Raw genomic sequence first — 12,247 nt, 5'->3', positions numbered from 1 at the left:
TGCCAAGCCGGCGCCGGTCACGCACCGATGCCGCACGAATACTGGGGGGCCGCGCCCCGAAACGCCGCGGTATCATGCGAAGGAGAGCCCGTGGCCACGATGTCCAACCGCGATGCCATGGCGGCCGACACGGCCGTCGGCGCCTCGCCGCTCGCCTCGTTCCGCACTCTGGTGCTGGCCGACGATGCGTTGCAGGCCCGGCTCGGCACGATCGAACGCCCCGATCGCTATATCACCGACGCAATCGCGCTCGCGGCCGCGCATGGCATCCCGCTCGGGGCGGACGCGATCCGCGACGCGATCCTGCCGATGGGGCGTCCGAAGCCCGCTCCGATCACGCTCGATCGCTGGCCCCCGCGCGGCTGGCTGCCGGTCCACGCGGTGGAGACCGGCGCCGCCCTCGCGTTCGACTGGGCCTGGTTCGGTGACCAGCCGCTCGACGCGCCCTTCTACGGGGATATGATCCGCCGGTTCGCGGCCCGCCCGTTCAACCGGATGTTTCGCGTCCGGACCGGTCTGGCCACACTCGTCAAGGGCAGCGATGCCGCAATCGGACCGGCGCCCGCGGGCTTCATCCACCATATGTCGCGATGCGGCTCGACGCTGGTCGCACAGATGCTGGGTGCCGATCCGCATCACGTTGTACTCTCCGAACCCGCACCGCTCGATGCGGTCGTGCGCTGGGCGCTACAATCGGAGACGCCGCGAGACGACCAGGTCGCGGCACTGCGGGCGGTCGTCGCCGCGCTCGGTCGCGACCGGTCGGGCCAGACGCACCGCGTGTTCTTCAAGCTCGACAGCTGGCACGCAGTGGCGCTGCCGCTGTTCCGCGCGGCGTTTCCCGAAACGCCCTGGGTGTTCCTGTACCGCGATCCGGTCGAGATACTCGTCTCGCAGCAGCGGCAGCGGGGCATCCACACCGTGCCGGGGCTGTTGCCGGCGAGCATCGTCGACATCGCGGGGGGCGCGGCCATGCCCGCGGATCGCTATGCGGCGTGCGTGCTGAAGCGGATCGGCGAGGCGGTTCTCGATCATTGGCCTCTCGATCATTCGCCGTCGGGCGGCGGACTGCTGGTCGACTATGCGGAAATGCCGAATGCGATCGTCGATCGGATCGCCCCGCATTTCGGGTTCGTGCCCGACGCCGGCCAGCGCGCTGCGATGATGCAGGTCGCGACGCGCGACGCCAAGGCACCCGACCGGCGCTTCACACCCGACACCGCCGCGAAACGACGCGATGCGACCCCCGAGATCGAAGCGGCACGCGTCCTGGTCGATCCGGTTCATGTCCGGCTCGAGACCTTGCGCAAGGCCTTGAGACCGTGACCCACCCTGTAACAGTATAATGTTTTCGTGCTAAACTTGATCGAAAATCGACCATGATTTTCCTACAACGTTTTCGCTGTCATTTGCATGATGTTGACTCCTCGCATCAATGTATCGATTGTAACCGCTGATCAGGGAGACTGTCGCATGGGCCTAGAACCATTTGTTGGCGAAATCTGCATTCTCGGATTCACGTTTGCGCCATCGGGCTATGCTTTGTGTAACGGGCAGATCATGTCCATTGCCCAGAACACCGCGCTGTTTTCCTTGCTGGGTACGACCTATGGCGGCAACGGCACGACGACGTTTGCGCTCCCCGATCTGCGCGGTCGCGCCCCCATCCATGTCGGACAAGGGCCGGGTCTCGCAGACTATGCCCAAGGCCAGGTTGCTGGTGTCGAGTCGGCCACGCTCACGTCGGCGCAGTTGCCCGCGCATACGCATAGCTTCGCCAACAACGGATCGGCGCTGAGCGTGATAACGATCAAGGCGACTTCGCAGATACCCGCTGCGGGTTCGCAGCTGGCGAGGACCGTCGACGGCAGCGGGGTAGGCGCCCAGCCGCTCATCTATGTCCCGGCGGGTACGGCGGGCGCGACCGTCGCGCTGGGCGGGCTGAACGTCGCGGGGACCATCGGGAGCACAGGCCAGAACCAGCCGGTGTCGATCATGCAGCCGTATCTCGTGCTGAACTTTTCGATCGCGCTCCAGGGTATTTTCCCGTCGCGCAACTAGCGCCGGGATACGCGGGGCTTGATGTTGAACAGCGGGCGTTTCGAAAATAATCGGGGCGTCCCCGAGCGTGCCGGAACGCTGTCCAGCAGCTACCCGCCTAGTGGTGATCTGAGGGCCGGTGATCTGAGGGCCGGGCCGCAGAACGCGCAACTTCATGCCGGGACTATCTGTGCCGAAAACCACGGTTATCCCGAGATTCTCGGGCTCCGGATGGACGGTCCTCGAACCTCGACCGCTGCCGGACGGAGCCTCTTCCCCAGCCGCGAAAATCCCCGACGCTCAGTTGAACACCGCCTGGTAGTAATGGCCCGGTTCGCCGGAAAGCGGACGCGGGATCTGCCCGATATCGATCCGGTCGGGGCCGAACCCTTCGCCGCGCAGGACGTAGGTGCCCGAGGTCAGCATGGCCTCCGGCGCGGACCGGAAGATCAGGATGAACGGCAGCCGGTCGAGCTTGGCGTGATTGGCCAGCGGAGTCGCCTCCACGAGGTGCAGCGCGACCGGTTGCGGATCGCAATCGGCCATCAGTGCGGATCCGACCAGCGGGACGAATTCGGCGAGATGGATCGGGCGGAAAAGCGGCACGCTGTTGGACATCCCGCAGGCGTAGCATCGCGCCCGCCCCGATCACACCGCCCGCCGGCGGATATGCCACCGATGTCGATCCGATTGTCGGCACACCGACCGCACCCGACGAAAGACCGACCCGGCCTAGCTTCGGCGCGCCCCGAGCCGGTATCGAAAGGGAAACGATCATCATGACCGACGGCGGTCTTCACGCCGACATCGATCGCCAGCGCTGCATCGGGTTCGACCGAATACTCGATACCGACCGGCGCATCCGAGGCACGCTTGCCGCCTCACCGGCGGTGTTGGCATCGCGCGACAGGGGAGACCCCATCGCGATCGGCTGGCAGCCGGCGATCGCGGTCTCCGTCGGCCCCCGGCCGATCTGGTCGCAAACCGGGGGGGACCTGTGCTTCACTGCGCCAGCGGTCGCCGAATATCGCTGCACGCCGACGCTGATCGCCGTAACCCCGTTCGTGGGCGCCCCCGACGCTATGATCGAAGCGCTGCTGATCGCGACCGCGCTGCCCGCGACCTTGTGGCTGCGCGGCGACGTCATGCTGCATGCCGCGGTGATCGTCCCGCACGACCGGGACGACGATGCCGCGCTGGCGATCGCGGGCGCTTCGGGCAGCGGCAAGTCGCGGCTCGCTGCGGCGTTCCTCGCGCGCGGTGCTGCGCTGGTCGCTGACGACAGCATCGCGGTACGCCACGAGCATGGCCAGGTGCGCTGCGCCGGGCTTGCCGGTGGCTATCATCTCGGAGGGCATCTCGGACGTCATCTGGAGCCGAACCCGGCGACCAGAGACGCGACCGAGCGCGCCTTCCACCCGGTCGCGGAGCACCGTGCGCGTCGCTCGGCCCGGCTGGCGGCGATCGTCGTCCTCGAGGACGATCCACAGACCGGCCGCACGCTCTTGCACGGTGTCGAGGCGATCGAAGCGCTGTTAGCGAACCGTCATCGCGCCAGCGTTCCGCGCCGCTGCGGTCTTGAGCCGCGCGCGCTCCGCGACGTGGCGCAGTGTGCGCGGACCATCTCCATCTGGAGATGGCCGAGGCGCGACGCGGACGCGCTGCTCGACGACGATATTCGACGGATGGTCATGCCCAATGACGGCATGCATAACAACGGCTTGCGAGAAAAGGGACAGCGATGACCGAGACACTGTGGCAGCGGACCGACGAATGGGTGGGCACCGAAGTCGAGGACAGCTTCGTCATGATCAACCTGGAAACGGGCACCTATCTGACGTTGAACCCAACCGCCAACGCGGTCTGGGACATGCTCGAGACGCCGCAGACGCAGGATGCGGTCGAGGCGTCGCTGCTCGAGCAGTTCGACGTTCCTGCTGCGGACTGCACGACCGCGGTGACGACGCTTCTCGCGAAGATGCAGGCCATGAAGCTCGCCGCACCGGTCTGATCGTACCGATCTGGTCGTCGTCGCTCGCAAACAGGGGGAGGGGCCCAATGCTGATACGTCCCGAACCCGCCAAGGCGCTGAGCGCGCGCCAGGAATGCGCCATCGTGGCCCATGCGGTCGCCGGCAATCCCGGATCCGCGGCGTTGCGCCTGCGGCTGGCGCGGCTGCTCAACCAGCTCGACGCGTTCGACGAGACGATCGCCATGCTGACTGCGTCGGATGCCGGCACGCCTGCACACGATGCGCTCGATTACGGTGCGTACATGGTGCTGGCGGCGGCCTGGTTCGGGCGGGACCAGCCCGGCGATACGGTCCACGCGCACCACGCCGCACTGCGTGCAGAGACGCTCGCCGCGACCGATGCGCAGCGCAGCGCGGCGCTGGCCGATCAGGGCAAGGCGTTGCTGCGGCTCGATCGTCACGACGACGCGCGCACGCGGTTGACCGAGGCGCTACGGCACGATCCGGGCAACATGCCGGCCTGCCGACGCCTCGCCACCGAATTGCTGCGGACTGGCGACGCCGAGGCGGTGATCGCGATGACCGACCGGCTGGCAGCGCAGGGCATCGGCCATGCCCGGCTGTTCATGGCACGGATGCTCGCCTTCGCGCGGCTCGACCGGATCGCGGAGGCGCGCGCGATCACCAATCCGGCGCGGTTCCGCCATCGCCAGATCCTGACGCCTCCGCCTGGCTGGGCGGATATCGCGGCGTTCAATACCGCACTCGTCGAGGAGCTGAAGACGCACCCCGGGCTGCGCTACGAACGCCACGGTACCGCATCGCGCAGCACCTGGCGGATCGATGCGCTGGCGACCGGCGCCGCACCGGTCGCGCGTGCGCTGCTGGCACGGATCGCGGAGACCGCGGAACGCCATGTCGCCGCATTGTCGGACATCGCGCATCCCTGGCTCGCGGCACGTCCCGACCGCGGCGAGCTGCGAAGCTGGTGCGTCATCACCGAAGGCGAAGGCTTCGAGCAATGGCACGCGCATCCGTTCGGCTGGATGAGCGGGGTCTATTACGCGCAGGTCCCCGATACGGTCGTCACCGGCCATGATGCCGGCGGGTGCATCGCGTTCGGTCTGCCCGATGGGTTGATCGGCGCCGATCGGGCAGCGCAGTTCGGCGAGGATCTGGTCCGCCCGCAGCCGGGCTTGCTGATGCTGTTCCCATCGCACAGCTATCACCGCACGTTCCCGCATGGTGCCGTAGATCGCCGGATCTGCGTGTCGTTCGATATCTGGCCCGCTTAGGAGCGCGCGCGCCACCAGGTCAGGAATTCCGCGGTGATCGCGGTCAGTTGCACCTCGTAGGATTCGGCGAAGTTTGTCGCCCCCCGCTCGGCGACCTTTGCAAGCGCCTGATCGAGCCAGTCGAGGTCGATCCATTCCTGCACTTCGGCCTTGCGGAACGCGGCGATCCGCCCGCGCGCCGCGGACGCCTGGCGCTGGAGCCGCGCCATGTGATCGGGCGATGCCGGCCTGCCCGAGCGCCGCAAACGGATCGTGTCGGGCAGATGACCGGCGAGCATGTGCCGGACGGGCGCACGATCGAGACCGTCGTGGACGAAAAAGCCTGCCGGAAGACCTGCGAACAGTCGCAGCAATCGGACGTCGCGGAAGGGGAATTCCATGCGCAGCGCACCGGGATAGAATTCGTTCGGGTGCAGCAGCGCCTTGTCCGCGCCGGGCAGATACCCCCACAGATCGCGCGGACGCCGGATTTCGTCCTCGAGCGGGGCCGGAGGCGGCGAGCGCATCGCTTCGGGCAGCGCGGCGAGACGCGCCGGCGACAACCGGACATGAAAGGGGCTGTGCCGCACCGGCTCTTCGGCCGCCCCCGCCAGATAGCGCCGCAACCGTCCCGCGGTCCCGCGCATCCGTTGCCGCATCGTCGTCAGCGGAAACTTGACCGTCAGCGTCGCCTCGCCGAACGACCCGTCGAACAGCGCGGTCGCGCCCAGCGCCTTGCCGCGCGCCTGGAATGTCTCGGTCAGGCAGTGCCGCACCGGCATCGGCGGTCGACTGGCGCCGCCCAGGATCAGGTCGGACGGGCGGTAGATATCGGCGTCCTCGGGCGGCGAGACATGCTCGGCCGTCAGCCCGATGCGATCGGCAACCGCATCGGCGAACGCGGCTTCGTCGGCGAGCCCGCTGCCGGGCGGTGCGACCGAGGTCAGCAGGACCATCCGCTGCTCCGCCGCCCGCTCGCGCGCCGCCAGCCACGCGATTGTCGATGAATCGAGCCCGCCGCTGAGCAGCACGCCCGGCACCGCCGTCCGTGCGATCCGCGCCTGCAAAATCGTCCGCAGCGTCTCCTCGGACGCGACGACCGCATCGTCGAACGAGCCCGTCCACCGCGGCTGCGGCACCAGGATCGCCGCGGCGTCGCGACGGATACCGTCCGCTCCGATCGTCAATCGCGTCGCCGGTGCGAGCTGGCGGACCTTGGCCAGCATCGTCCGGTCGCCCATCTCCTCGCGCAACGCCGCACGCAGATCGGCGCGCCCGATCGACGCCAGCAACCCCGCTTCGTCGAGCCGGTTGCCGATCCACCCAATCCGCGACAACGCGAACAGGTTCGGGGCCACTGCGACGCGCGGACCGTCGACTGCGAAAAACAGCCGATCGCGCCGCGCGGCCGACATCGTCAACACCAGCCGGCGATCCCGACGATCCCAGTGGAGCAGCGACCACTCGCCGATCATCTCGGCCGGGGTTTCGCCTCCGAACCGGTCCAGCGCGGCGCGCGCGAGCACCGCGGCGGGCAGCGTCGGCGGAACGTTCAGCCGCGCCGCCAATGCCTGCGGTTCCTCGATATGGCCGACGAGGATGGTCAGCGCATCGTCCGCCTCGATCCGGTGCAGCGCGGTGCGATCATGCGGGTCGACCGCATGCGCGAACGCCGCGCCCGCCACGTTGCCGCTATCCAGTCCGAGCGCGGCGACATCGCGCGGATCGACCGGTCCGCCATCGAGACGAAACAGACCGTAGATCCCGCTGCTCAGCATCCCGCTGCTCGTCATTGTACCGACCTGCGATTGACGCGCGTGCGGCGTCGGATAGACAAGGGTGGATGCCCGACATCGACCGTCTTGCCGCCAAGAGCGCGCTGCGTGAAGCGATGGCGCGCGACGCCTATGCGCGCGGCGAAGTCCGCATCGCCGATCCCGATCTGGCCGGACAGACCTGGCTGGTCGCCTCGCACCGCGGGCTCTTCGCGATTGCGGCCGACGCGGGGGCGGGGGCCAGCGTGAAGACCATCGTCTATGGCTGGTTCTTCGGCCTGTGCCGTCACCACGACGCGCTGTATCTGTTCGAGAATTGCGGACACCGCGATCGCACCGTGCCGATGGGGCGGATCGTCCGGTTCGATCTTGCCGGAGACCGGCTGAGTACGCCCGAGGTGATCGTCACCGGGCTGCACACCAATTGCCACCAGATCGCGGTCGTCGACGGGCTGTTGTGCGTGCTCGACACCGCGAACCAGGCGATCCTGCGGTTCACGCTCGAGGGCCGTGCGGTCGACGTCCAGCGCCCGTTCGCGGCCGCCCCGCCACACGATACCAGCGGCGCGTATCTGCATATCAACGCGATAGCAGCGGTCGGCGACCGCACCGCGATCATGCTTCACAACGGCAAGGCGATCCCCGAAAAGACCAGCGAACTCGCCTGGCTCGATCGCGACTGGCGGGTGATCGCGCGTCAGCCGCTGCCCGGTCATAGCTGTCACGACATCGTCGCGGACGAGCGCGGGATGCTGTGGCACTGCGACTCGATGGCCGGCGACATCATCGCCGCGGATGGCACGCGTGCGCATGTCACCGATACGCTCATGACGCGTGGACTGGCGATCACGCGCGATGCGATCATCGTCGGCATGTCCAGTTTCGGCCCCCGCCATCTGCGCAGCAAATTGCATGGCGGGGTCGTGATCCTCGATCGCGCGCTCGAACCGCGCACGACGATGATCCTCGGTGGATCACCAACGGATATCATCGCGCTGTAACGACGCCCATAACGACGACCTGTAGCAAGGCCCCGTGACGGCGGGCTTCAACGAGACCCGTAACGATACACCATACCGACGGCCCGTACCGACGCCGCACAACCCCGACCGTAGCGACGCAGCCACGCGATCAAGCGCTCCAGCGTGCGCCGGAATCAGGACTTCTGGCAGTCCGGGGAAGGATTGCCCCCGACATCGTTGCCCACGCCGGGCGACAACGCGGTTTCGCGGACGTCGAGTTCGCGAATTTCAGGCGCGATCCAGGTCTTGCGCTGGCCCGACTGAATGATCTGATCGGTCATCATACTATCCTCGTTTGCTGCGTCCAAGTCTACGCAATGCCCTACGGGTACGATCTAGGCCTGTTCTTCTCCCATAAACAAGAGATTCTATCATCCTTCGATGTTCAATCGTACATATTACCAAATCAATGAATACACCCAAATCGGTTGCCTCACCTTGATTAACATAATGTCTCAAAACATATGTTTCCATATATAATTGTATCGATAATCGACTCATACAGTAGAGATCGCCCCGGGTTTTTATGCTGAACCATCGCAAGGGTCATTCCCCGGTGAATCAGCCGAAAAGCGAGAGCGTTCATGTTGCAGCGCACTAGAATCGATCTTGAAGTCGCCAAGCAATTGACGCTTCCTCAGGAGTTGGCGCTCGTCCGCGCCGCCTATGCCCGTCATCAGGGGCCGGTGCTCCGCAGCCGATTGGCGACGCTGTTGCTGGTCTGCGATGCGTTCGACGACCTCGTCACCTTGCTGTCGCCGCACGAGGACCTGACTTTCCTCGAAGAGATGCTGCTTGCTCAGGCCTGCCTTGCCCGCGAGACGCTCGAGGATGCCGACCAGGCGCGGCGCAGCACAAACCGCGCGCTGGCCTTGGCGACCAGCGACGTGCAGCGCGCGGCTGCCCTCGCGCTGCGGGGCAAGACGGAGACCCGGCTCGGTGCGGTCGAGGCGGCACGGGCGACGCTGGAACACGCGCTGCGCTACGACCCGCATGAGAGGGATGCCTGCAAGCGCCTCGCCGCGCTCGATCTCGCCGCCAACGATCCGGCTGCGGTGCTGACGATGGTCGACGCCCTGACCATGCGGGGTGCGGCGCACGCCCGACTGTTCGCAGCCCGTGCGCTGGCGCTGGCGCAGACCGGCGCGATCGAGGCGGCGCGCATCGCAACCGGACAAGGCGCGGCCGGGCAGGGTCCGACCGGGGAGGACGACCTCACCGCAATGGCGACGCTCGCACCGCCGCCCGGCTGGGACGACATCCACGCGTTCAACGCCGCGCTGGCGGACGAACTGCTCGCGCATCCGGGGCTTCGCTACGAACGCTATGGCACCGCATCGGCGCTGACCTGGCGGATCGACTCCCCGGCCACGCGCGAAGCCCCTCTGGTCCGCCTGCTGCTCGCGCAGATCGCCGATGCGATCGCCGCGCAGCTCGATCGCATCACCGGTCTCGACCACCCCTGGGCGCGGGCACGGCCGGCTGCGGCGATGCTGCGGAGCTGGTGTGTCATCACCGAGAGCGACGGGTTCGAGACCTGGCACGTCCACCAGTTCGGCTGGCTGAGCGGGGTCTATTACGTCCGAGTGCCGGACTCGATCACGCACGGCGAAGACCCGGGCGGATGCCTGGCGTTCGGAATCCCCGAAGACCTGGTCGGGGACGACGCCGCGGCCGCGTTCGGCACGCGGACGGTGCGGCCGTACGACGGCCTGATGCTCGCCTTTCCGTCGCACACCTATCACCGCACCTTCCCGCACGGCCTGCGCGAGAAGCGGATCTGCGTCGCGTTCGATCTCAGACCGCTGTGAGCGAAGAGTACCGCGCATCGGCGTTCGGACTGACATGGTATTCGGACATCGTGCTCGACGGCTTCGACCAATGCCCGCCAACACTCGATACGCCGCGACCCTGCATACGCGTGACGCGCGTCGCCGCGCTCGCCGATCGCGGGCCGGGACGCGCGCTCAACCGAGGGCTACTCTATCCCGACGGCATCCGGCTCGGCTGGGGAGACGCGGTCGTTTTCGACATGATCGATGGCGAACGGATCGACTATCTGCCCGGCCCCGGCTGGCGTGGCTCGCTCCCGTTCACCTTCTACAGCACGATCAGCGCGGTGACGCTGGCGTGGCGCGGGGCGATCCCGTTCCATGCCTGCATGGTCGAAGTCAACGGTATCGCAGTGCTGATCGCGGGCCGATCGGGGGCGGGCAAGTCGAGCCTCACCGCAGCGCTGCTCAGTCTCGGCGCGCGCCTGATCGCCGACGATCTGGCGGTGGTCCGTGTCGTCGACGGCCGGATCGAGGCGCTCCGCGGTCGCCCGACGATGCGCCAGCACCGCGATACCGCAGCGCGCATCGACGCCGATTTGCGCGCACCCGTTCCCGACGATCCACGCGGCAAATGGCTGGTGCGTCCGCGCGCGCGCGCGGCGGATTCAGCCCTGCCGCTTGCCGGCCTGCTGACGCTGACCGATCAGCCTTTGGTGCCCGACGCGCGCGCCAAGCTGACCGCGCTCGCGGCGCATCTGTTCCGGCCGCGGTGGCTCGCGGCGTTGCCCAACCAGGCGATACGCCGTCACGATCTGCTGACGATCGCCGCGGCGATACCCGTCGCCACCTTTCCCGCAATCACGACGTTCGACCCGCACGATCAGCAGGATCGCGCGCACCGGGCGCTCGCGCGGATCAGGACGATGATCGCGGCACCGTCTGCTCGAACCAGCGGGTTAACACGCGCCTCGGCCCGAGCCGCTGGGCTCGGCGTGACCGAAAAATGAGCGCGAGTATGCCCTCGGACCGAATGTCTAATCCTTGACGAAGACGAACGCGGCATAGCTGTCATCCGGCAACAGCCGATCGTCGGGGCCGTAAAAGGGGCCCGGCTGGGGTTTGACGCCCGGTGTCGCGATCATCCGGTAGCGCGTCGATACGGGGGTATCGGCAAACCGGAAATTGCATCCCCACAGGATGAGAAGACCGCCCCGACGAACACACGCGTCGAGCGCCTCGACCGCCGCGGCGAACCGCGCGAACGGCAGCAATCCGGTGCAACGGTCGGGACGCCACGCATCGAGATCACCGTGGCGCAGCACCGACAGGCAGAACACCGCGTCATAGCCCTCCGCCTGTCGCTTGATCGCCAGCGCGTCCGGCGTGTCGGCACACGCGAAGTCGATCTGCCCCAGCCCCAGGCGATCGGCGGTACGTCGCGCCTGCGCGATACAGGCGGGGTTCGCGTCGATCGCGTCGATCCGCGCGTGCGGCAGATAGCGCGCCAGCGTGACCGCCTCCTCGCCCGTCGAACACCCGAACGACAAGAGGCGTGGTACCGCTTTGTCCCCCAATCGCGCCGCCACGACCGCGAACAGCGCCGGATGCCGATCCAGTCGCGTCACCGTGGCAGGCTGGAACAGCTGTGCGCCCCGCCGTCCGGCGTCGAGCCGCCCACGGCCGAGCGGCGTCGACAGCGCCCGAACGAAACGAACGAGCGCAACCAGCCTAGGGAACGCTTTCAGGCGGTTGCGCACGGAGGTCGCAACCATGTCCGCATCGCCGGAAAGCGCGGGCCATCCTCACTGTCGCGCGCCGCCATCCGCCAATATTGCAGCATCGGCAGCCCGATAAAGCTGCCCCCGGCAAACGCCGCGATCAGATAGTCGGGACCGCCCTTGTAACCGGGGTGGAACAGAGTGCCGATCGGGACGCCGATTGCCATCGCCGCGGCATAGGACCAGGCGATCGCCGCCATCTCCTCGGCCGGATCGTCGCCGACCTGCGACAGCGTATCCCGAAGCGCCGGATCGGTCACTGCCAGATGCCCCGCCTCGTGGAGCAGGTCGCCGACCCGACCCGGCCGCGCGGGGTCGTACACCACCGCGCCACCCCGCACCGACATCGCCGGCAGCACCGCGTCGGCAGGCACGATCCCGACCGCGGCCGTCAGCCCGATACGCTTCAGGAAAGCGAGCATATCGGCCAGTTCCGGCGCATTGCCTAGCGGATAAGGGTGCCCGGTCTTCATGTAGACACGTCTACGCGTCTACGACCATACAGGCAAGGCGAGCGCAAACACCCGGCTTGTTAAACGCCCGCCAATGGCCGACCATCGGTCCGCACACGTCGCTGTGCGGGTCGAATTCCTCCTATCCGGGAACCGCGC

Annotated in this window: 13 protein-coding genes; 8 read left to right on the top strand and 5 right to left on the bottom strand. The window is 67.4% G+C overall.

Annotation, left to right across the window (positions count from 1 at the left end; genetic code table 11):
- Positions 1 to 90: 90 nt before the first annotated feature.
- Positions 91 to 1,326 (top strand): aspartyl beta-hydroxylase, encoded by a 1,236-nt coding sequence (locus ASF09_RS19190; RefSeq protein ID WP_156359450.1) that lies wholly within the window; start codon positions 91 to 93, stop codon positions 1,324 to 1,326.
- 147 nt (positions 1,327 to 1,473) lie between these two features.
- A complete protein-coding gene (locus ASF09_RS19185; protein ID WP_060527692.1) occupies positions 1,474 to 2,061 on the top strand; it encodes a phage tail protein in 588 nt (195 codons plus the stop codon).
- 279 nt (positions 2,062 to 2,340) lie between these two features.
- Here the strand turns inward: ASF09_RS19185 and ASF09_RS19180 are convergent, their stop codons facing one another.
- Positions 2,341 to 2,646: a DUF6916 family protein gene (locus tag ASF09_RS19180; protein ID WP_235529898.1), complete on the bottom strand. Its 306-nt coding sequence runs from the start codon at positions 2,644 to 2,646 to the stop codon at positions 2,341 to 2,343.
- 173 nt (positions 2,647 to 2,819) lie between these two features.
- Here ASF09_RS19180 and ASF09_RS19175 point away from each other — a divergent pair, with 173 nt between their 5' ends.
- Genes ASF09_RS19175 through ASF09_RS19165 form a run of 3 tightly spaced genes read left to right on the top strand, consistent with a single transcriptional unit; the run spans position 2,820 to position 5,307 of the window.
- Positions 2,820 to 3,785: a hypothetical protein gene (locus tag ASF09_RS19175; RefSeq protein ID WP_060527690.1), complete on the top strand. Its 966-nt coding sequence runs from the start codon at positions 2,820 to 2,822 to the stop codon at positions 3,783 to 3,785.
- On the top strand, positions 3,782 to 4,051 hold the full coding sequence (locus ASF09_RS19170; protein WP_060527689.1) for a PqqD family protein: 270 nt from the start codon (positions 3,782 to 3,784) through the stop codon (positions 4,049 to 4,051). The genes ASF09_RS19175 and ASF09_RS19170 overlap by 4 nt, the downstream gene beginning before the upstream one ends.
- Positions 4,052 to 4,098: 47 nt before the next feature.
- Positions 4,099 to 5,307 (top strand): putative 2OG-Fe(II) oxygenase, encoded by a 1,209-nt coding sequence (locus ASF09_RS19165; RefSeq protein ID WP_060527688.1) that lies wholly within the window; start codon positions 4,099 to 4,101, stop codon positions 5,305 to 5,307.
- On the opposite strand, the gene ASF09_RS19160 is transcribed toward ASF09_RS19165, so the two are convergent.
- The gene (locus tag ASF09_RS19160; protein ID WP_060527687.1) at positions 5,304 to 7,079 is read right to left on the bottom strand and encodes an asparagine synthase-related protein; all 1,776 of its coding nucleotides are present in this window, start codon (positions 7,077 to 7,079) and stop codon (positions 5,304 to 5,306) included. The genes ASF09_RS19165 and ASF09_RS19160 overlap by 4 nt on opposite strands.
- A 50-nt stretch (positions 7,080 to 7,129) precedes the next feature.
- Between ASF09_RS19160 and ASF09_RS19155 the strand changes: the two genes are divergently transcribed.
- Entirely contained in the window at positions 7,130 to 8,062 is a 933-nt protein-coding gene (locus tag ASF09_RS19155; protein ID WP_060527686.1) for a hypothetical protein, read from the top strand.
- A gap of 155 nt (positions 8,063 to 8,217) precedes the next feature.
- Here ASF09_RS19155 and ASF09_RS20520 read toward each other — a convergent pair whose 3' ends face one another.
- Positions 8,218 to 8,364 carry a hypothetical protein gene (locus ASF09_RS20520; RefSeq protein WP_156359449.1) on the bottom strand — a complete coding sequence of 49 codons (147 nt, stop codon included), beginning with the start codon at positions 8,362 to 8,364 and terminating at the stop codon, positions 8,218 to 8,220.
- 303 nt (positions 8,365 to 8,667) lie between these two features.
- Here ASF09_RS20520 and ASF09_RS19150 point away from each other — a divergent pair, with 303 nt between their 5' ends.
- Positions 8,668 to 9,894, top strand: coding sequence for a putative 2OG-Fe(II) oxygenase (locus ASF09_RS19150; RefSeq protein ID WP_156359448.1), 1,227 nt, complete (start codon positions 8,668 to 8,670; stop codon positions 9,892 to 9,894).
- The gene (locus tag ASF09_RS19145) at positions 9,891 to 10,865 is read left to right on the top strand and encodes an HPr kinase/phosphorylase (RefSeq protein ID WP_060527684.1); all 975 of its coding nucleotides are present in this window, start codon (positions 9,891 to 9,893) and stop codon (positions 10,863 to 10,865) included. Before ASF09_RS19150 ends, ASF09_RS19145 begins: the two co-directional genes overlap by 4 nt.
- A gap of 27 nt (positions 10,866 to 10,892) precedes the next feature.
- Here the strand turns inward: ASF09_RS19145 and ASF09_RS19140 are convergent, their stop codons facing one another.
- A complete protein-coding gene (locus ASF09_RS19140) occupies positions 10,893 to 11,630 on the bottom strand; it encodes a class I SAM-dependent methyltransferase (protein ID WP_060527683.1) in 738 nt (245 codons plus the stop codon).
- Positions 11,600 to 12,109, bottom strand: a complete 510-nt coding sequence (locus ASF09_RS19135; protein ID WP_060527682.1) for a hypothetical protein — start codon at positions 12,107 to 12,109, stop codon at positions 11,600 to 11,602. The genes ASF09_RS19140 and ASF09_RS19135 overlap by 31 nt, the downstream gene beginning before the upstream one ends.
- Positions 12,110 to 12,247: the final 138 nt, after the last annotated feature.

It is taken from the genome of Sphingomonas sp. Leaf242, from assembly GCF_001422045.1.
In the GTDB taxonomy this organism is placed as follows: Bacteria; Pseudomonadota; Alphaproteobacteria; order Sphingomonadales; family Sphingomonadaceae; genus Sphingomonas.
Note: the sequence above shows the minus strand (reverse complement) of the source record. Positions and strands in the feature narration are given on the sequence as shown.

Coding starts and splice junctions, on each gene's coding strand:
- ASF09_RS19185 (WP_060527692.1), top strand. CDS start 1,474: ATGGGCCTAGAACCATTTGTTGGCGAAATCTGCATTCTCGGATTCACG.
- ASF09_RS19175 (WP_060527690.1), top strand. CDS start 2,820: ATGACCGACGGCGGTCTTCACGCCGACATCGATCGCCAGCGCTGCATC.
- ASF09_RS19170 (WP_060527689.1), top strand. CDS start 3,782: ATGACCGAGACACTGTGGCAGCGGACCGACGAATGGGTGGGCACCGAA.
- ASF09_RS19165 (WP_060527688.1), top strand. CDS start 4,099: ATGCTGATACGTCCCGAACCCGCCAAGGCGCTGAGCGCGCGCCAGGAA.
- ASF09_RS19160 (WP_060527687.1), bottom strand. CDS start 7,079: ATGACGAGCAGCGGGATGCTGAGCAGCGGGATCTACGGTCTGTTTCGT.
- ASF09_RS19155 (WP_060527686.1), top strand. CDS start 7,130: ATGCCCGACATCGACCGTCTTGCCGCCAAGAGCGCGCTGCGTGAAGCG.
- ASF09_RS20520 (WP_156359449.1), bottom strand. CDS start 8,364: ATGACCGATCAGATCATTCAGTCGGGCCAGCGCAAGACCTGGATCGCG.
- ASF09_RS19150 (WP_156359448.1), top strand. CDS start 8,668: ATGTTGCAGCGCACTAGAATCGATCTTGAAGTCGCCAAGCAATTGACG.
- ASF09_RS19140 (WP_060527683.1), bottom strand. CDS start 11,630: ATGGTTGCGACCTCCGTGCGCAACCGCCTGAAAGCGTTCCCTAGGCTG.
- ASF09_RS19135 (WP_060527682.1), bottom strand. CDS start 12,109: ATGAAGACCGGGCACCCTTATCCGCTAGGCAATGCGCCGGAACTGGCC.